Here is a 21,046-nt window from a genome sequence, read left to right as displayed (position 1 = left end):
TTGCACAAAACATGATATAAAAACAAAAGACCCGATCTTTCGATCAGGTCTTTATTATGTGAATTGGATTTTCAGTAAGCTTAGTAAGCCCACATGTCTTGTTCCTTATCTCTAATTGTTTCTTTAATTCGTTTTGCTTCCAATAATTGGAACAAAGCATTATCAGAAATGTAATCATCTACTTTTCTATCGCCTTGTACGTTATCTTCTTTATAAATAACGGCATCGAATCTTCTTGCATTTAACAACATATCAAATGAGATAGGTTGAGCTGAATTCTGTGAGTTGAAAACTTTAGCTTCGTGCAACATTGCACGAGCATCTGGATACCATACCCAAAAAAGCTCTACCATATCTGGATTGTCATCATCCATAAAGTTTACATCTGGCGCTACTGGAGCAATACCTAAAAGACGGTATTTTAATTCTCCCTGTCTCTTATCAAAATACCATATTCCTTTTACATGGTACTCTTCAATATCAGCTGCAGAAATAGTTCTACGAGTAATATATTCTTCTGAAACAGCTTCACCTGCATTCATTTGCTCATACCCATAATCTAAGGTATCAACCATTTGCAAGGCATCTTTTAAATCGCCAAAAGTTCTTTTTTGTGTAAAATAAGAATCTGTATAAGTTTCTAATTTTCCACTTTTTAAATTTTTAACTAGAACGTGGTATAAAGACCTTCTATCTGGGCCAATATCCATAGTATCTGTTGGATAATATAATGGGAAATTAACTCTCTCATCTAAATCTATGGATTCCCATAACGTTTTAGACCAAAGGATATCCCTATCATCTACATAACCATATTCTAATGGAGCATCGTTATCGACAGCTTTCTGTGCTTCTGTACGAATACCAACCTCATCTGGTTTCTTTGCATTCAATACATTCGCTTGGGCCATCATTGATAAAGGTAACATTGTTACCGCTCCCATTACTAAAACATTTTTCCAATTCATGTTTGCTTCACTTTAAAATTAACCGGGCAAGACCAATAGGCTTACCCGGTATCATTCTATTTATTTAGTTTGTAATCTCCACAACTACTGGAGATACTTTCTTCAACTTGTAACTCTTATTGTTTGTGATATAAGCTTCGATATCAAATATTTGAACGATATCTCCTCTTTTAGCACGTGATAAAGCTTGTTTAGCCTTAGCATTCATTTTGTTTCCTCTTACTGAAACAGTTGGTTGACCTGGTACTTTGAATTTAAATCCGCTTACTGCAAGATTCAAATCAAAATCGAAATCTTCTAAGCCAGCACCTACAGTAGCAATCTCAACATTCCTTTTTGGAAGTTTAATACTACCTGTTTGCTTACTTACAGAACCTTCTGGTCTTGGAATATCTTTAATTCTGAATTCAACCTTAGAACCTACTGGCTTACCGTTTGGCAATGTACCAGAAGCACTAATCGTTACTGTTCTACCAGTTCTTGGATTCATAACATAACTACTTCCATTACTTTTAGATAGACCTGGTGCAGAAGCACTTACTTTATTATTAGGAATACCTGGTATAGAAATAGACATTGGGTTAGCAACACCTCTATATACAACGTTCATTTTGTCAGCAGCTATCAAAGCAGCACCTGGCATTGTAATTGTTGCAAACTTGTTCTCTACAGGAACTTCTACTTCTTCACCATCTTGCTTAAAGTAAATCATACCAGCAATAGTATGGTCTCCAGGAGCTCCAGCACTTGTTAACATTTTAACACCGCCTGCTTCTAATTTATAATCAGAACCTTCTGATAGTTTTCTGCCATCTAAAGTTAATTCTGCTCTAATTGGTGTAGAAGAATTATCAGTTTTACTAATGATAATTTTACTAGCATATTCTGACATTTTTTCACCAGAATAAAAAGCAGTTTTAGAACCAGCTAATGATGTTGCAAAATTCTTTAAAGATACTTGATCAGTTAACTCACCTGCTAACATTGATTTCAACGCTGCTTCTTCAGTTATTTTAACGTCAGCTTGTAACTGAGTTAATTTTGCTAAAGATGCTACTAAAGGATATCCTTCATAGTGATAGTTGATCCAATCTTGCTTGGTACCATCTCTCTTTTCAACTTTACCGTTCTCATCTCCTGTTTGGAAACGATCGATAACAGATTGCTTTAAGGCTGTAGGCACTATTGCTGCAACTTGATCTCTATAACCAGTAAGGTTACTCATGAATTTTTTACCGTCTTCTGATAAAGTTTCACCTTGGAATAATTTCTGATCTAAGTAATCAGCCATATCCATACGAGCATAATCTTTAGGATCTTCGATCCCTTCCATCATACCTACTTTAAGTCCTTCTAAGTAATCATAATACTCTTGAGACATAGACTTAATCTCTTGAGCATTCTTGTATAACTTATCATACTTTGCAGCATCTTCCGATGCTTTAGTTCCAAGACTTTCCAAGAACGCATCGTTACTTGCGGTTGTCTTTTCATTTGAAGTCTCTAGCTTTTCATTCATTATACCGAATGCGGCTAATACTTCTTTACTCATGTTTAATGCCAGCATTGCGATGAAGATCAAATACATTAAGTTGACCATCTTCTGACGTGGTGAATTTTTTCCTCCTGCCATGGATTTTTAATTTAGATTTTTATTAATAATTGATTCGGGTTGGTAAAAATCCAAATTAGTTTTTGCTCATTGCAGATAACATACCACCATATACACCATTCAATGAAGAAAGGTTTGTAGACAAAGATGCCATTTGATCTTTAAGTGCACTTGCATTTTGAACAACTTCTTCATTAACTGAAGCTTGCTTGCTAGCACTTTCTAATTGTACTTTATAAAGACTGTTCAAAGACTCCATTTGAGCGGCAGCATGAACCATTTCACTAGAATATTTCTTAGTAGATTCCATTGCATCAACTGTTGGAGCGATACCTTTAGCAGCACCTTCAAAGTTTTTAATGCTTGAACCTAAGCTTGCCATAAGACTTGCGTCTACACCAGCTTCTTTTAATAAATCATCTAATTTCTTAGATAAAGATGCTTCAGCTTCTTTTACTTCTGTTGCAGCTTGTGCTTTCTTAGGTGCTTTACCTTCAGCGCCTGCTAATTCTGGGTATACTAATGCCCAATCTAATTCGTCATCTACTGGTTCGAATGCACTGATCGCGAAAATTAATGCTTCTGTAATAAGACCTATCGCTAGAAGAATACCACCATTTAATGGTCCTAACTCCCAGTGAAGAATTTTAAATAATGCACCAATAATTACAACTGATGCTCCTAGCCCGTAGGCCATGTTAAATAATTTTTTTGTGGATTTTGACTGTGCCATGTTTAATTTAATTTAAGGTTTAAAAAATAAAGATTTGGTTAAAAAAATGAATTTGAATTTATACTAAAACTGTTAATATTATTATTTATTGTGTGGAATCTTCCTCACCCATATAATCTTGTACTGTTCTGAAACCGATGTAACTACGAGCTGAATCAGCGTATTCGTAATCTCTTGTACTTACTTGTAAGAAGTAAGCTACATCTTTCCAAGATCCACCTCTAATAACTTTTCTTGTATTAGATGAGTCACCTCCGTTAGGGTTCATAGTTGATACATAATCGTATGCACTTGGATCGTAACTTGAATTTGTCCACTCAGAAACGTTACCGGCCATGTTGTACATATTAAAATCATTAGGCTCGTAAGATTTCGCTTCTACTGTATATAAAGCAGCATCTGCAGCATAATCTCCACGTTGTGGTTTAAAGTTTGCCATAAAACAACCAGTATCACTGATTACATATGGTCCACCCCATGGGTACGTACCACCTTCGATACCACCTCTTGCTGCATATTCCCATTCAGCTTCTGTTGGAAGTCTAAATTGATTAACAAATTGTCTACTACGACTCTTGTTATCATCATTTTTGAACTTCGTTCTCCAGTTACAGAATGCTTTAGCTTGTTGCCAGCTGATACCAACTACAGGGTATTCGCTATAAGCATCATGCCAGAAATAATCATTATGCATTGGTTCATTATAAGAATAAGAGAAATCTCTGATCCAAACTGTTGTATCTGGGTATATCTCCACTTCTTCTGTACGAATGAAGTCTTTACGACTCTTATTTCCTTTTACGGAAGCACGTGCAGCTGCCTCGATATCCATCCAGCTATACTTATACTTAAGACTCTTAACATCTATAGTACGCTGACCGTTATAAGACTCTTCTTCAGATAGATAGATAGAATCCATGATTTCGGTATAATACTCATCTGGATAATCTGATGTGTTCCATACTAGGTCTTCATCTTTGCTCAACGCTCTACCTTCGTAGCCCGTTTCGCCCATACCTGAGTAATTGTCCAACATATACTTATCGTATACAGATGCTCTTGTAGTATCTGCATCTTTAAAAGCATAGTCACCAATACCGCCTTCTTCTGGACCGATACCTAACTCATCAGCTAAAATGGCTAACTTGGTTCTAACGATAGAATCCTTTACCCATTCTACAAACTGACGATACTCACTGTTCGTGATTTCGGTATCATCCATGTAAAAAGAACGTACCGTAACTGTCTTAGTCGGCGCATTCAATAACTTTCCTTGATCTTCTTCACTCTTACCCATTATGAAAGAACCCCTTGGGATAAGTTCCATTCCATATGGTTTTTCTGGGTACCATTTTTTTCCCTGGACTCCAGTTAGCTCACCTTTTTGCTTAGACCCACAACTTGTGAGTAAAAAAACAAACGCTATAGAGGATAACAATAGCTTCTTCATACTTTAGGTTAAATTTCGATTATGGTTAAACTCAGAATACAATAAATTATTCTATCAACTAAAACTAGGTTTTATATAAAATATTGTATTAAAGTCTTTTTATGCTTTAAAAAAAATAATGTTAATTAAAGCCTTTCTTGTAGGCCTTAAACCACCTTTCGGGAATTTGTTGATTACATGCATCTAAATAATCCTTCTCGGTGCAAGGTAATAACGCTGGTGTATGGCCTTTAGTATGTGAAGTAAAAATAGATGGAACTTCTGTCCACCATCTTTCTGTTAATAAACTTTTGTAGAATACCAATTCTTCGTCTTCGCTAGGTACATTATACTTAACAAAGTCATCAGTTTTGGTATATGGAGATTCTTTAATTCTAAAATTGATACCTTCTATAAAGTACCATATTATCTGCGCTATCAGCTGTTGCGACTGTATGGTGTTCTCCATTTCGTACAACCCGAATACAGAAACCTTATCGCTAATACCGGCATATCTAGAAATAGCACAGATCTCTCTACCATTAAATCCGTTCGGCGAAAAATTTGCTGATGAAGAAATTTCACTTGCTTTAACAGATCGTAAGTCTAAACTTACCATATGCGCATTTCTAAGCACAGGTTCTGCTAAAGAAATATCGTTTGCAACTTCTCCAAGTCTATAGGCGTCAAAAAATAAACGCTCCATTAAATCTATTTCTTCTTGAGCATTAAAATAACTTTGATATCCAATATTTGAGAAATTAAATAGATTATTTGGCTTATCGGTTATGATTTTACTCATATAGGAATGCGATGAAATAAGCTCATCTTCTATTCCAAAATCGAACCTACTATCTATCGCTACCAGATTAATCATATCTCTGATACCATCAAAAGCTCTGTAAGCTGGGTAAGTTATATCTTGTGTTGCACCTAAAATAATAGGTATAACATGTTCTTCTAATAACTCGGCTACTACTTCTTTTACAACAAAATAAGTGTCATTTACAGTAGCACCCTCTTCAATATCACCTAGATCTACAATGGTTGCATTCCAGTTTCCTATTAGAAGTTTGTAGAATTGTAATCGTATAGCAGAAACATCTAACTTCTCATGCTTCTTTTCGTAAGCGTTTCTAGATTCTCTAACCCCAATTATTGCTACCGTGGCATTTGCCAATACAGGCAAACCATCCTTTTCGGTATGAATATGGGTGTTTTTACCAATGGACTGACTAGGTAATAACTCATTATGGGCTAAAACTTTATCCGATACCGGAACTAGAAAATCAAAGGCCATTTATTAAAGGTTTTTAGAAATCATAAAATACTATACTAATCTTCGACCTAAAATTAAATTACTTTTTTGACTTAGGTTTAGCTTTTGCCTTTTTCTTTGGAGTTTTTTTCTTCGGAGTCTTTGCCTCTATCAACTTCTGAGCTTCTTCTAAAGTCATTTTGACAACATCGACAGTTTTTGCCAATTCTACCTTGATTTTACCTTTTAAGACATTATGACGGCCCCATCTAGCTTTTTCTATACGGATACCTTCTTCTTCCCAGTTATGAATAACCTTATCTATCTCTTTTTGCTTCTTGACTTCGATAAGCTCTATAATATCGTCATTTGATAAATTATCAAAATCGTATTTTTTATTCACATTGATAAACATACCGTTCCACTTAATGAACGGTCCAAATCTACCGGTACCCTTAGTAACCTCCATATCTTCATACATGGCAACTGGTGCATCAGCTTTCTGCTTGGCAATAATAAGTTCTATTGCCCTATCCATCTCTATTTCAAAAGCACTTTCGCCTTTATCCATAGAAATAAACTTTTCTCCGAACTTTACATACGGTCCAAATCTACCTACGTTAGCCAATACTTCTTCACCTTCATAAACTCCTAATTTTCTAGGAAGTTTAAAAAGATCCATTGCCTCTTCGTATGAAATGGTATTTAAAGATTGTTCTGGCAATAAACTTGCGAATGTCGGCTTCTCCTCATCATCAACAGTACCTATTTGTACCATTGGTCCGAATCTACCTAAACGTACAGAAACTTGTTTTCCGCTTTTAGGATCTTTACCTAATATTCTTTCTCCGCTTGCACGTTCTGCATTTTCTTCAACATCTACTACATTAGGATGAAAATCTTTGTAGAAGTTCTTCATCATCTTCTTCCAGTCTTCATCACCAGAAGCTATTTCATCAAAATCTTCCTCTACTTGTGCAGTAAAATTGTAATCTAAAATATTTGCAAAATTAGTCACCAAGAAATCGGTAACGATCATACCAATATCTGTTGGTACCATTTTACCTTTATCTGAACCTACATTTTCAGTAAGGTTCTTTTCTTCTATTTTATCTGATGCCAAAATCAATTGCTGATACTTACGCTCTGTACCTTCAATTGTGCCTTTTTCAACATAACCTCTATTAAGAATTGTAGATATTGTTGGTGCATATGTAGATGGTCTACCGATACCCAATTCTTCTAATTTCTTAACTAAAGATGCTTCTGTAAATCTATATGGCGCTCTTGTAAAACGTTCTGTTGCTGAAATAAAGTTATTCAACAAACGCTCGCCTTCTTTCATTGCCGGCAACATACCTTCTTGTTCTTCGGCTACATCTTCATCATCTACACCTTCCATGTAAACTTTTAAGAAACCATCGAACTTTATAACCTCACCATTAGCAGTAAATTCTTCTGAATGCTTGCTTGCTTTAATCTTAACATTGGTACGTTCTAATTGTGCATCGCTCATTTGAGATGCAACTGTACGTTTCCATATTAAGTCGTATAATTTAGATTGATCACGTTCTAATGATGGAGATTGATTATCCATCTCAGTCGGTCTAATTGCTTCGTGTGCTTCTTGAGCTCCTTTAGACTTCCCTTTAAAATTTCTTGTTTCGCTATATTCTTTACCGTAATTCTTTTCAATAGCTTCTTTCGCAGATGTCAACGCTTCGTTAGAAAGGTTAACACTATCTGTTCTCATGTAAGTAATTAAACCCGCTTCATATAAACGTTGGGCTACTTGCATGGTTCTACCCACAGAAAAATATAATTTCCTTGATGCCTCTTGTTGTAATGTAGAGGTTGTAAACGGCGCAGATGGCGACTTCTTAGCCGGTTTCTTATCTAATTTATTTACCGAAAAATTAGCAGCTTTGTTTTTCTCTAAAAATGCTTTTGCTTCTTTTTCTGATTTAAAGGTCTTGTTCAACTTAGCTGAAAAAGTACTTCCCGCTTCTGTTTGAAACTCCGCCGCAATCTTAAATGATGCCTGTGGCTCAAAACCTTCAATATCTCTTTCTCGCTCAACTATTAACCTAACGGCTACAGATTGAACACGACCGGCAGAAAGACCCGGTTTAATTTTTTTCCAAAGTACTGGCGATAATTGATACCCAACCAAACGATCTAATACTCGTCTCGCTTGTTGTGCATTTACAAGGTTGTAATTGATTTCCCTTGGATTCTCAATCGCTTTTTGAATAGCTGCTTTTGTAACCGAGTTAAAAACAATACGTTTTGTCTTCTTCTTGTCTAAACCTAGCTCTTCGGCCAAGTGCCAAGAAATAGCTTCTCCCTCTCGATCCTCATCACTCGCGAGCCATATAGTTTCTGCTTTATCGGCAAGACTCTTAAGCTTTTTCACTAAAGCTTGCTTGTCTTTATCGACTATATATTTCGGTGTAAAATCGCCTTCAACATCTACTCCCAACTCCTTTGAAGGTAAATCGGCAATGTGACCAAAGCTCGATTCAACCTTAAAATCTTTTCCCAAAAACTTCTCTATAGTTTTGGCCTTTGCAGGAGACTCAACAATTACTAAATTTTTCGCCATCAACCTTGTTTATACTTACAAATGTATACTAAAAATTAAACTTTGGAATTTTAGGAATTTATTTTTTCCCATATTTCAATAGAGTTTAGCCAATAAATTCAAATAATTCATGATTATTACACAAGCTATATCACAAGCCACAAACCAATTAGGGTATAGAAATAAAAAAAAAGGGAAGCTAAACTAGCTTCCCTTTTTTTTAACCTTTTATTATTCTTATAATTGAAAGGTACTTAACAACCTAATGTCATTATCTACATATTCATATTGATACAAGGTGCGATCACCGATCATTAATAATGATGATGCTAACGGTATAACATCATAAGCAATAATATCTTCGAATGTATTGACTAAAGTAACGTTTGGCGCATCTGTTTTATCATATACTTTCAAACCTGAATCACCATCGCATACAAATAGCGTATTGCCTTTTACTCCTAATCCGTTTGGACCATCCATCGGATAAATCACTTTTAATTCCGGATTCTCAAGATTAGAAATATCAATCACATACAATCCGCTTTCAGTATTACCACAGAAACCTCCTCCTTTTAAAGTAACATATGCGTAATCACCATCGACAACAACAGGATCACAAGCAGTACCATGCCTAAACTCTGAAATAAACTTCGGATTTTTCGGATCTTCTATTCCATAAATATACATACCCTGGGCACCGCCAATAAATAAAATATCTCCTTGACTATATATCGTTTCAATATCCCAAGCGACTTGAACATCATCTAAAACTTTTACATTTTCAACATCGGCAATGTTAAAAATATTGATGTTACTATAATCTACTACATATAAATAATCGTCTATGATTTTAAAACGCGCCAAAGAACCGCCCTGCCCAATACTAGGCTGACCAGAATCATTACTTTCTGCGGTTTGAAGCGCTAAATCATCTGTATACCGATATCGCTCTTCATATTCTTCAACAGACCTTCTTTCGGTGCTTACCTCCCAGCCTACAACAATATCCTTACCATAATCGATATCACCATACTCATAAAAATCTGCCTGAGGATATTCTATATTCGAAAGCCATACATCATTATTATATATGGCATTTACGATCCTACTTTGAATAGTAATATTAGTGATATCTGATATGTCAAAAATTACTAAATCGCCGTAACTATCAGCATACAGCTTATCATCTTTTATAGAAATATCGAAGTTGCCTTCTAACTTTATAAAAGCAATACTTTCTGGTGCTGACGGATTCTTATTATCCAAAACATGAAGACCCAGGTTTAAATCATTTACAAAAATATAGTCTTGGTAAGCATATATTTTACCTGATGATACAATAGCTACAGGCCCAGTAACGTCAACAGCTTCTGCCTTAAATGAAATTGCATCTTGTACAATTGGTCTAGCCACTAGGTAATCTTCATACGGTCCATCATCATCACAAGAAATAAATGCAGATAATGCGATGGCACAAAAAAGAAAAACAAAATTCTTCATGGTCTATAATTTAGCTGATTGTAACTAATAGATGAAGAAACCCGTAATAGTTGCGTTATCAATGGTTTGAAATTTCTTCTACCTCGTTAAAACCAACTCCGTCTTTATACATATAATAGGTAGGTACTTTAGCAAGCATTGCCGTAAATAGTACCCCTACACAACATAAAACTAACCCTAGTTGCGCTACAAATGCCGAAACGAAAACCAGACCAAATATGACCAACCAGTTTTTGTTACCCAAGGTAAAGCTAGCCTTTACCATTTCTAAAGGAGAAAGGTCATTCGAAAACGCCAAAAAAGCTGGAATCAATGAAACTGGAACCATAACATAGAACATACCAACACCACAGGCCATTGCCCCTAGAATTGAGAGTCCGAATGTGTACAAAGCAAGAATAAAAACCTTGCCTAAACGCCCTTCTTTAAAGAAATAGAAGTAGTCATCGCTAGATTCTTTTCCTAAGTCTTTTTCTCTACACATTTTTAAAAATGCTGCATTTAATGCCAAAGCGAATGTGGTTACCCCTATCGCAAAAACTGGAAAAAGAATAGCCATTGCAATAGCGGCCATTGGTGGCAATTCATTCTGCTGAAGTGCCTCTGGATCAGTTATACCCAAAGCAATCATGGGTATATATAAAACAATATAAAATGGGAGTATTACAACAATTGTTAAGAGCAAAACAATAAAGCCCTGCAACCATACCTTCTTAAAAAGGTCTATTGACCTACTGAATATGGTGCCAAATTCTAAATCTGGTTTCGATTTAATGTGTTGCGTCAAGTTTTCTAAATTCATAAGTATTGGTGGTTATAATTGGTGATAAAACTAAATAATTTTAGTGTAGAAAGCATAAACAAACCCTAAATAATCATGTCATCTTGTCATATTTTTGATTATAATAGTATCTTTGCCATCCAAAATATTTTATTGCAACGTATTACAAAAATGGAGAAAACCATAGACGAAAATGTGCAGGGCACAACTTTGGTAGTTGACGGAAAAGAGGCTAACAAACGAAATCTCTACATTGAGAGTTACGGTTGCGCCATGAACTTTGCAGACAGTGAAATTGTAGCATCTATACTTGCGACCGAAGGTTTCAACACCACCCAAACGTTAGAAGATGCCGATTTAGTACTTGTAAACACGTGTTCTATTCGAGATAAAGCTGAACAGACCATACGCAAAAGATTAACCGAATATAATAAGGTAAAAAAAACTCGTCCACATTTAAAAGTCGGTGTTCTTGGCTGTATGGCCGAACGTCTAAAAGACAAGCTTTTAGATGAGGAAAAAATAGTTGATATGGTCGTTGGACCAGACGCCTATAAAGATTTACCCAACTTAATAAAAGAAGTAGATTCTGGTAGAGATGCTGTTAATGTTATTCTCTCTAAGGATGAAACTTACGGCGATATTGCACCTGTAAGATTAAACACAAACGGAGTTACTGCTTTTGTTTCTATCACCAGAGGTTGTGATAATATGTGTACATTTTGTGTTGTACCATTTACAAGAGGTCGTGAACGTAGCAGAGATCCACAATCTATTTTAACTGAAGTAAAAGAGCTTTCTGAAAACGGATTCAAAGAAATTACACTTCTCGGACAGAATGTAGATAGCTATTTATGGTATGGCGGCGGACTCAAGAAGAATTTTGTGAATGCTTCTGATATGCAAAAAGCGACAGCTACTAACTTTTCTAAACTGTTAGAAATGGTTGCCTTGGCAAATCCTAAAATGCGTATTCGTTTTTCTACGTCGAACCCGCAAGACATGACTTTGGATGTGATTAGAACCATGGCCAAGCATAGAAATATTTGTAACCATGTTCACTTACCTGTACAAAGCGGTAGTAATCGTATTTTAAAGGAAATGAATCGCTTACACACTATCGAAGAGTATTTTGAACTAACAGATGAAATTAGAAAAATTCTACCTGGCTGCTCTATTTCTCAAGATATCATTACTGGTTTCCCTACAGAAACGGAAGAGGATCATGCCGCTACTTTAAAAGCCCTAGAGCATGTAAAGTATGATTTCGGATTTATGTATTCATATTCTGAAAGACCTGGCACCATGGCCGGCAGAAAAATGGAAGATGATGTGCCCGAGGCTACAAAGAAGAGACGCCTTTCTGAAATTATAACCTTACAGAGAAGTCACTGTCAGTTTAGAACAGAAAAACATGTGGGTCAGATTCAAGAGGTTTTAATAGAAGGAACTTCAAAAAAATCGGAACACGAATGGAAAGGAAGAAACACCCAAAGTACTGTAGTGGTTTTTCCGAAAGAGAATTACAAAGTAGGCGACTTTGTAAACGTACAAATTAACGACTGCACTTCTGCAACCTTAAAAGGTGTTGCTGTTGGGTATTCTGACAATAACTAACTTTATAGTACCCATTTTATATGGAAAGCATACAAAGTATAAAACAACGTTTTGAAATTATTGGGCAAGACCCAAAACTGAACCGTGCCATTCAAAAAGCAATGCAAGTAGCGGCTACTGATATTTCAGTTTTGGTTACTGGTGAAAGTGGGGTTGGTAAAGAATCTATTCCGAAAATTATTCATTCGCTTTCCCATAGAAAACATGCAAAATACATCGCCGTAAACTGTGGTGCAATACCCGAAGGCACTATTGATAGTGAACTTTTCGGACACGAAAAAGGCGCTTTTACAGGCGCCACACAAACTAGAAACGGTTATTTCGAAGTCGCCGATGGTGGCACCATATTTTTAGATGAAGTTGGCGAATTACCGTTAACTACCCAAGTACGACTTTTACGTGTACTAGAAAATGGTGAATTTCTTAAAGTGGGATCATCTCAAGTTCAAAAAACAGATGTACGTATTGTAGCAGCTACGAATGTAAATATGTTCGAAGCAATCAAAAAAGAGCGTTTTCGAGAAGATCTTTACTATCGTTTAAGTACCGTAGAAATCAACATACCACCATTGCGCGAACGTCAAGATGATATTCACTTATTATTCAGAAAATTTGCGTCTGATTTCAGTCAGAAATACAAAATGCCAACCATTCGACTAGACGACCATGCGGTATCATTATTAATAAAATATAGATGGCCTGGTAACATACGTCAGTTGAGAAATATTGCTGAACAAGTTTCGGTTTTAGAGGAAAATAGAGCCATTACCGCCGCAACGTTAAATGGATATTTACCTCATAACACTACAAGCAATCTACCTGCAGTAGTCTCCAGCACTAAATCTGAAAGCGATTTCAGCAACGAAAGAGAGATTCTATACAAGGTATTGTTCGACATGAAAGGTGACCTTAACGACCTTAAAAAGTTAACGATGGAGTTGTTAAAAAACAACGACTCGGAAAAGGTTCAAAAAGATAACGAAAACTTGATACGTAAAATCTACGGTAACGACGATGAAGATGATGCAGATATCGATCATGATACTCAAGAAGAATCATCAAGAAATCTTCTGCACCTACCTGAACCTAAAAAAGAAGAACCTTCTTTAATTCAAGAATCGTACGAAGACAAATATCATTTTGCCGAAGAAATTCAAGAAGAAGAAACCCTATCTTTACAAGAGAAGGAAGTAGAATTGATTAAAAAATCTTTAGAACGTAACCGCGGAAAAAGAAAGGCTGCAGCAACAGAATTAGGTATTTCTGAACGAACGCTTTACCGTAAAATAAAACAGTACGATCTTTAAAATAAAATGAACCCCATTTCAATGAGATACCTTAAAAAATCTATAATCTTTATACTGCCCGTCATCTTACTTTTAAGCTGTGGTGTATATAATTTTACCGGTGGTAATGTTGGCGAAGCGAAAACATTTAAAGTAAATTACTTTCAAAACTATGCCACCCAGAGTCCCGGTTCTACATTTGAACCAGGGGTAGATAGAGATTTCACTTTAGCATTACAAGACAGAATATTAAATCAGACCAGTTTAGATCTTATTTCTTCTGGTAATCCAGATCTATTATACGAAGGCGAAATAACCGAATATAAGATTTCACCAATGTCTGCAACTGCTGCTCAAACAGCTGCACAAAACAGACTATCGATACGAGTAAAAGTGCGTTTTTACAATCAACTGAAAGAAGATGCTGCTTTTGATCAGAGTTTTTCATTCTTTTATGATTATCCCGCAGACACACAACTAGCAAGCATAAAGAGTGAAGCCCACGAGATAATTTTCGAAAGGCTAACACAAGATATTTTCAACGCCTCATTGGCAGATTGGTAGATTACATGAACGTTAAGGACTTTACATATTTTCTAGAACATCCTACCAAAGTGGTAGAACCTATACATACAAAACACCTAGAAGATATTATTGCCGAATATCCTTATTTTCAAGCTGCTCGTGCCTTACATTTAAAAGGATTAAAAAATTTAAATAGCTACAAATACAACAAAGCACTTAAAGTAACTGCTGCCTACACCACAGACAGAGATGTACTTTTTGAGTTTATAACCTCTAAAGATTTTTTACAATATGATGGTGATATCTCTAAAGAGAATATCGTAGCACCAGAAAGTAAAGAAGAGATCATTGAAACTGAAGAAAAGGAGGAAATCTCAGAAAACAATCATATTGAGATAGTTAAAGAAGTAGAAGAAGTTACAGAAACCGAAATCGAAGCTGAAAATTCTATTTCAAAAGATGAAATTATAGCTGTAGAAGAAAATGATTTTCCTACAAAAGAAATAGCTATAGCATCTTTAATTACACCATCTATAGATAAGCCACTACCACAAGACGAGCATGATGCTGACCAAATACTAGACCCTGAATTATTTCAAACTAAAAACCCAGCAAACACCGAAGAAGAAAATGCCCTTGATATAGGTCAGCCTTTAACTTTCGATGCCAAAGAGAAGTACTCTTTTTCTGAATGGTTAAGTCTCGCATCTAAAAAAACCATTAGAAGAATCTCAAGAAGATATTGTTAAGATTCAGAAAGAAGAAATTATTGAGAAAGAACCCGAGGTAAGAGAAAGTAATATTAAAAAGACCGTACAAAAGGTAAAAGAGCTTACAATTACTCCGAAACCTATTAGAAAACCAAAGGTTAAAAGTGAAGCGATTAAAAAGAAATACGACCGTATAGATAAGTTTATAGCTTCAAACCCTAAAATAGTGCCCACCGAACAAAATACCGTTATAGACATTTCAAAGTCCTCTAGAATTGACCATAATGAGCTGATGACAGAGACTTTAGCGAGGGTTTATCTAGAGCAAAAAAAGTATAAAAACGCAATTCAGGCTTACAAAATTTTAATTTTGAAATATCCAGAAAAAAGTAGTTTCTTTGCAGACCGAATAAAAGCGGTAGAAAAACTACGAAAAGATAATAAATAATTTAATAATGAGTACATTTTCAATTTTCCTAATACTTATCATTGTCGTTTGCTTATTGTTAATATTAGTGATCATGGTACAGAATCCAAAAGGTGGCGGACTTTCTTCTTCTTTTGGTGGAGGAGGCAACCAAGTTGTTGGTGGAGTTAAAAAAACAGGTGACTTTTTAGATAAAAGTACATGGACTCTAGCAGGTTTATTAATAGTTTTAATCTTAGCATCTAATGTTGCCCTTAAAGGTAATTATGGTGATGCAGATTCAAAATTATTACAAGGTGATGATATCGAAACTGTAGTGCCAGAAACACTACCAGAGGCAGTAACACCTCCTGTAACTAATGATGAAACACCTTCAGAATAGATTATAAAATTTTTAGTACATAATATTTAAATGCCAGCTTGTCATAAGCTGGCATTTTTCGTTTACAATTTGTCAGTAAACAGGCAATGGCATAATTTCTGCCTTTACAATATCACGAAACTAAAAATCAATTTAAAAATTAATAATTATGGCTAAAGTTAATATCAAACCATTGGCAGACCGAGTTCTTATCGAGCCAATGGCAGCTGAAACTAAGACTGCGTCTGGACTTTATATTCCTGATACTGCAAAAGAGAAACCACAGAAAGGTAAAGTTGTAGCCGTGGGTCCTGGAACAAAAGATGACAGTGTTACCGTTAAAGTTGGTGATACCGTTCTTTACGGAAAATACGCCGGAACTGAATTGAAGTTAGAAGGTACAGATTACTTGATGATGAGAGAAAGTGATATTCTTGCTATAATCTAAAAATAGCAACTGGCTGCTGACTTTTAGTCATTAGTCATTGAATTTTCATTTAAAAAAATTAATAATTTTCTTGACTTTATGCCCAGTGCAAAAAGTCATAAATCAAAATAAAATTAAAAATGGCAAAAGATATTAAGTTTGATATAGATGCAAGAGACGGCCTTAAAAGAGGTGTTGATGCATTGGCAAATGCTGTAAAAGTAACATTAGGCCCAAAGGGTAGAAACGTTATTATCAGTAAATCATTTGGTGCACCACAAGTAACTAAAGATGGTGTTACCGTAGCAAAAGAAATCGAATTAGCTGATCCATTAGAAAACATGGGTGCTCAAATGGTAAAGGAAGTTGCTTCTAAAACCAATGATTTAGCTGGTGACGGTACTACTACTGCTACAGTTTTAGCTCAAGCTATCGTTAAAGAAGGTTTGAAAAACGTTGCTGCAGGTGCAAACCCAATGGATTTAAAAAGAGGTATCGACAAAGCTGTTGAAGCTATCGTTGCCGATTTAGCTAAGCAAGCTAAAAAAGTTGGTGATTCTTCTGAAAAAATTAAACAAGTCGCTTCTATCTCAGCTAACAACGACGAAACTATTGGCGATTTAATCGCAAAAGCTTTCGGTAAAGTTGGTAAAGAAGGGGTTATTACCGTTGAAGAAGCTAAAGGAACAGATACGTATGTTGATGTTGTTGAAGGTATGCAGTTCGACAGAGGTTACCTTTCTCCATATTTCGTAACCGATTCTGAAAAGATGGTTTCTGAATTAGAGAGTCCTTACATCTTATTGTTCGACAAGAAAATTTCTTCAATGAAAGATTTACTTCCTGTATTAGAGCCAGTTGCTCAATCAGGTAAGCCTTTATTAATTATCGCTGAAGATGTTGATGGTGAAGCATTAGCTACATTGGTTGTAAACAAATTAAGAGGTTCTTTAAAAATTGCCGCTGTTAAGGCTCCAGGTTTTGGTGACCGTAGAAAAGCAATGTTAGAAGATATCGCAATCTTAACTGGCGGTACTGTTATTTCTGAAGAAAGAGGTTTCTCTTTAGACAACACTACTCTTGATATGTTAGGTACTTGTGAAAAAGTACAGATCGACAAAGACAATACAACTATCGTTAACGGTGGTGGTGTTGCAAAAGATATTAAAACTAGAGTTAACCAAATCAAATCTCAAATCGAGACAACTACATCTGATTACGATAAAGAAAAACTACAAGAACGTCTAGCTAAATTGGCTGGCGGTGTTGCAGTACTTTACGTAGGTGCAGCTTCTGAAGTTGAAATGAAAGAGAAAAAAGACCGTGTTGATGATGCATTACACGCTACAAGAGCTGCCGTTGAAGAAGGTATTGTTGCTGGTGGTGGTGTTGCATTGGTAAGAGCTAAATCTGTTCTTAGCAAGGTTTCTACTGAAAATGAAGATGAGGCTACAGGTTTACAAATCGTAGCCCGTGCTGTTGAAGCGCCATTAAGAACTATCGTTTCTAACGCTGGTGGTGAAGGCTCTGTAGTAATCGCAAAAATCTTAGAAGGAAAAGGAGATTTCGGTTATGATGCAAAATCAGAACAGTATGTTGATATGATGAAAGCTGGTATTATTGATCCTGCTAAAGTAACTAGAGTAGCATTAGAAAATGCAGCTTCTGTTGCTGGTATGATTCTTACTACTGAATGTGCTTTAACTGACATCAAAGAAGATTCTCCTGCAGGTCCACCAATGGGTGGCGGTATGCCAGGAATGATGTAGTGGCGAGGCGCCACAGCCAATAATTAATTGGGTTGCGCAGTCAATATAATTTAAAACCGCTCTTGATATTTCAAGAGCGGTTTTTTTTGTTTCAAATATGAGCAAAAAAAAACCACCTTCTTTATTTACAGAAGGTGGTTTTATCGTCCATACGGTATTGCCTTCTAAAGGCATTAACCTGACTACTTCTTTTTAGGAGCAGCTTTCGGAGCAGCCTTTTTTCCAGCTTTTGCCGGAGAAGATTTTGCAGCTGGTTTCCCTGCTGATTTTGCTTGTGCCATTGTTATAGAATTTAAGATAAATCTATAGCTAATGTATTTCAGATTATGATCCGTGATAATCACGTTGGCAAAAAATTAACTAAAATTTATTATCCGATTTTCAACTCGAAATTACACCCAAATAAAAGCAGTACTTACTACTTGTTTTCATGGTGTTTTCCATCATCAGAATTATCTTCCCTATACAAACAACATGGGTGAACGCTATTATAAGCTTCATCTGTTGCTTTTAACTCTTTGGTATCATGACCAACTGCAACGATAGCTGTTTTAATCTTCATGGCATCAGTTTTACGCTCATCCATAATAATTGCTAATTGATGTGTTGGTATATCCCAATTTGCATATTTTACACCTTTTACATTTAGTGCAGCTTCTTCTATACGCTCTTTACACATGGCACATCTACCATTAACGTCAAAAGTCATTTTCTTGTTCTTGTCTTGCGCATAGGTTACTACCGCCATTAGCATCATTGCTATTGATAAAATTGTTGCTTTCATAGTTTTATATTAATCGTTAGTTACTGAATTTTAAATCTGAATCCGCCATAGAACATTCTTCCCATAATTGGCGCATATACTATGGTTGTATCAAAATTGGGACCAAAAGGGTCGTTTGCCCCTAATACCGGATTATTTTGTTGTTCTCCAGTTAAATTCTCACCACCTATATATAGCTCTATGGTATTAGAAAACACCTTGGTTATTTGGGCGTTCATCAAATTATAGGGTGATGAATATTCGCCTAATTGATACGCCGGCTCATTAACACTGGTATCGGGCAATCTCATTTTTCCTAAAGCATGCAAGGTATAATCGAACTTCCATTTTGCACCGTTTTCTTTTGCTTCGGTCTCATACCCTAAGTTAACAAAAAAGCGGTTTTGAGCAAGTAATGGTTTTTGTAAATTTCCAATGTTATAATCTGTAGATACATCATAAAACTTATAAGATGTTCTAAAATTTAAACGGGTTAAAAGTTCGTAATTTACCTCGACTTGAAAACTCTTGGCACTACTATCTCCATCTAAATTATAAAATGAAACCTCTTGTGGATTTTCCCAATCTACTACAATTTGATTTTCGAAATCGGTGATGTAATAATCCAACGAAATATCCCCTTTTTTATTTAAAAAATTGAATCCCTGTAAAAAGCTTACTCCGTAATTCCAAGCATCTTCCGGGTCTAAACCATATACTTTACCACCTGTATCATCAATATTAATTTGCCTTGCAGATGCAAACAACTGCTGATTCTCGGCAAAAATATTTGCAGCTCTTTTACCTCTACCAAACGAACCTCTTAGACTGCCTTTTTCCCATGGGGTATATCTTATATGAAATCTAGGTGTCACAAAAGTTCCTAACCTATTATGGTTATCTACTCGCAAACCAGCTGTAAGACTCACCTTTTCTAAATTCTCATAACTATATTCAAAAAATGCCCCTACAGATGTATCGTCTCTAGAGTAATCTGTTGCCGTAACCATTTCATCATAACCATCATAAGCAAAGGTAATTCCGGTTTTAAACTTATTTCTGGTATCACCGATTATAGAATTGAAAAGTAAATTACTATACAAACTTTCATGATTGATATCATAAGTTCTAAAGCCGAAATATGAATCTTGCTTATGTAAACTGTATGATGTTTGAAAGCCTAAACTCTGAAAGGGCAATTCTGGAAAAACATAACCCAATTTTAATGAAGTATCGAACCTACGTGTATTAATTTCACTACCCCATGAGTTCGTTGTGAATTTATCTACATTAGGATTAAAATCTACTTGCCCTACTTGTTTTTCATCATTTAAAAAACGAACATTAAAAAAACTAACCCAACCTTTTTCTGCATCTTGATATTGCCAACGGTTCATAACATTTATTTGATCCGCCAAAGGAGCATCTAAAAATCCGTCTTCATTATTATCTTCTTTTTGTGTCCTCTTGTTTCCATGAATATATAACCCTGTACTCCACTTGTCGGTTAACTTTCTATTAAAATGTGTATTCAGCTCATAACGCCCATTTTGGTTTGCATATCCATTTACAAAAACAGCATTATCAGTTAATGGTTTTACCAGTTCTGTGTTTATTTGTCCCGATATACTTTCATAACCATTAACAACACTACCTGCACCCTTTGTAATTTGAATACTCTCGATCCAAGTACCAGGTGTAAACGTTAATCCGTATGCTTGTGATGCTCCACGAACCATAGGAATATTTTCTTGGGTTATCAATAAATACGGACTCGTTAAGCCCAACATCTGTATTTGCTTGGTACCGGTTAATCCGTCTGAAAGATTTACATCAATAGCCGGATTCGTTTCAAAGCTCTCTGCCAAATTACAGCATGCTGCTTTCAATAATTCTGCACTATTTACAGTGATGACATTCTGCGGACTGAAATACGTTTTTTGAATAGCATCTCGCTCTTGCTGCACTACAACCTCATCTAATTCATTCGATGGTTTTAAACTAACACGAATTGTCTTTGGTTCATTTATAGTTAATGTATCAGTTTCAAAACCAACATAACTAATTATCAATTTATTAAATTCCTTTGCATACGGAATTGAAAATTTGCCATCAAAATCTGTCACTACTCCCGTTTGAGAGTCTTTCCAATAGACATTTGCACCAGGTAAACTTAAGGCATTAGACCCTTCAGAATCTAATACCACACCTTCTACCCTATCTTGAGAGAAAGCAAACCACGGCAACATGGTCATTATTATTACTATTATATATTTATTCATTTAATTTTTTA

General features: G+C 35.6%; 18 protein-coding genes. 8 read left to right on the top strand and 10 right to left on the bottom strand.

Features of this window, described 5'->3' with window-relative positions; genetic code table 11:
* Positions 1 to 80: 80 nt before the first annotated feature.
* The 8 genes from gldN to QSV08_RS18950 form a co-directional block, all read right to left on the bottom strand.
* Positions 81 to 968: a gliding motility protein GldN gene (gene gldN / locus QSV08_RS18985; protein ID WP_324025269.1), complete on the bottom strand. Its 888-nt coding sequence runs from the start codon at positions 966 to 968 to the stop codon at positions 81 to 83.
* A 64-nt stretch (positions 969 to 1,032) separates the two neighbouring features.
* On the bottom strand, positions 1,033 to 2,601 hold the full coding sequence (gene gldM / locus QSV08_RS18980; RefSeq protein ID WP_324025268.1) for a gliding motility protein GldM: 1,569 nt from the start codon (positions 2,599 to 2,601) through the stop codon (positions 1,033 to 1,035).
* A gap of 55 nt (positions 2,602 to 2,656) precedes the next feature.
* A complete protein-coding gene (gene gldL, locus QSV08_RS18975) occupies positions 2,657 to 3,313 on the bottom strand; it encodes a gliding motility protein GldL (protein WP_324025267.1) in 657 nt (218 codons plus the stop codon).
* An 85-nt stretch (positions 3,314 to 3,398) separates the two neighbouring features.
* Complete coding sequence (gene gldK / locus QSV08_RS18970; protein WP_303600511.1) at positions 3,399 to 4,763, bottom strand: gliding motility lipoprotein GldK; 1,365 nt, start codon at positions 4,761 to 4,763, stop codon at positions 3,399 to 3,401.
* Positions 4,764 to 4,884: 121 nt separating this feature from the next.
* The gene (locus QSV08_RS18965) at positions 4,885 to 6,042 is read right to left on the bottom strand and encodes a formimidoylglutamase (protein ID WP_324025266.1); all 1,158 of its coding nucleotides are present in this window, start codon (positions 6,040 to 6,042) and stop codon (positions 4,885 to 4,887) included.
* Between the two features lie 58 nt (positions 6,043 to 6,100).
* Complete coding sequence (topA, locus tag QSV08_RS18960; protein WP_324025265.1) at positions 6,101 to 8,605, bottom strand: type I DNA topoisomerase; 2,505 nt, start codon at positions 8,603 to 8,605, stop codon at positions 6,101 to 6,103.
* 216 nt (positions 8,606 to 8,821) lie between these two features.
* Positions 8,822 to 10,087 carry an LVIVD repeat-containing protein gene (locus tag QSV08_RS18955; protein ID WP_324025264.1) on the bottom strand — a complete coding sequence of 422 codons (1,266 nt, stop codon included), beginning with the start codon at positions 10,085 to 10,087 and terminating at the stop codon, positions 8,822 to 8,824.
* A 58-nt stretch (positions 10,088 to 10,145) separates the two neighbouring features.
* Entirely contained in the window at positions 10,146 to 10,889 is a 744-nt protein-coding gene (locus QSV08_RS18950; RefSeq protein ID WP_324025263.1) for a hypothetical protein, read from the bottom strand.
* Positions 10,890 to 11,039: 150 nt separating this feature from the next.
* Here QSV08_RS18950 and miaB point away from each other — a divergent pair, with 150 nt between their 5' ends.
* The 8 genes from miaB to groL all read left to right on the top strand — a co-directional run bounded on the left by miaB (position 11,040) and on the right by groL (position 17,990).
* Positions 11,040 to 12,485 (top strand): tRNA (N6-isopentenyl adenosine(37)-C2)-methylthiotransferase MiaB, encoded by a 1,446-nt coding sequence (gene miaB / locus QSV08_RS18945; RefSeq protein ID WP_324025262.1) that lies wholly within the window; start codon positions 11,040 to 11,042, stop codon positions 12,483 to 12,485.
* Positions 12,486 to 12,505: 20 nt separating this feature from the next.
* Positions 12,506 to 13,792 (top strand): sigma-54 interaction domain-containing protein, encoded by a 1,287-nt coding sequence (locus QSV08_RS18940; RefSeq protein WP_324025261.1) that lies wholly within the window; start codon positions 12,506 to 12,508, stop codon positions 13,790 to 13,792.
* A 21-nt stretch (positions 13,793 to 13,813) separates the two neighbouring features.
* A complete protein-coding gene (locus QSV08_RS18935; RefSeq protein ID WP_324025260.1) occupies positions 13,814 to 14,335 on the top strand; it encodes an LptE family protein in 522 nt (173 codons plus the stop codon).
* A gap of 5 nt (positions 14,336 to 14,340) precedes the next feature.
* On the top strand, positions 14,341 to 15,045 hold the full coding sequence (locus QSV08_RS18930) for a hypothetical protein (protein WP_324025259.1): 705 nt from the start codon (positions 14,341 to 14,343) through the stop codon (positions 15,043 to 15,045).
* Positions 15,046 to 15,232: 187 nt separating this feature from the next.
* Entirely contained in the window at positions 15,233 to 15,454 is a 222-nt protein-coding gene (locus QSV08_RS18925) for a tetratricopeptide repeat protein (protein ID WP_324025258.1), read from the top strand.
* Positions 15,455 to 15,461: 7 nt separating this feature from the next.
* A complete protein-coding gene (gene secG / locus QSV08_RS18920; protein ID WP_324025257.1) occupies positions 15,462 to 15,815 on the top strand; it encodes a preprotein translocase subunit SecG in 354 nt (117 codons plus the stop codon).
* Between the two features lie 148 nt (positions 15,816 to 15,963).
* On the top strand, positions 15,964 to 16,242 hold the full coding sequence (locus QSV08_RS18915; RefSeq protein ID WP_036156781.1) for a co-chaperone GroES: 279 nt from the start codon (positions 15,964 to 15,966) through the stop codon (positions 16,240 to 16,242).
* Positions 16,243 to 16,361: 119 nt separating this feature from the next.
* Complete coding sequence (gene groL, locus QSV08_RS18910) at positions 16,362 to 17,990, top strand: chaperonin GroEL (protein ID WP_324025256.1); 1,629 nt, start codon at positions 16,362 to 16,364, stop codon at positions 17,988 to 17,990.
* 418 nt (positions 17,991 to 18,408) lie between these two features.
* Here groL and QSV08_RS18905 read toward each other — a convergent pair whose 3' ends face one another.
* Positions 18,409 to 18,774, bottom strand: coding sequence for a heavy-metal-associated domain-containing protein (locus tag QSV08_RS18905; RefSeq protein WP_324025255.1), 366 nt, complete (start codon positions 18,772 to 18,774; stop codon positions 18,409 to 18,411).
* A gap of 20 nt (positions 18,775 to 18,794) precedes the next feature.
* Positions 18,795 to 21,035 (bottom strand): TonB-dependent receptor, encoded by a 2,241-nt coding sequence (locus tag QSV08_RS18900; RefSeq protein ID WP_324025254.1) that lies wholly within the window; start codon positions 21,033 to 21,035, stop codon positions 18,795 to 18,797.
* Positions 21,036 to 21,046: the final 11 nt, after the last annotated feature.

This window comes from Maribacter sp. BPC-D8 (genome assembly GCF_035207705.1).
Lineage (GTDB): Bacteria > Bacteroidota > Bacteroidia > Flavobacteriales > Flavobacteriaceae > Maribacter.
Note: the sequence above shows the minus strand (reverse complement) of the source record. Positions and strands in the feature narration are given on the sequence as shown.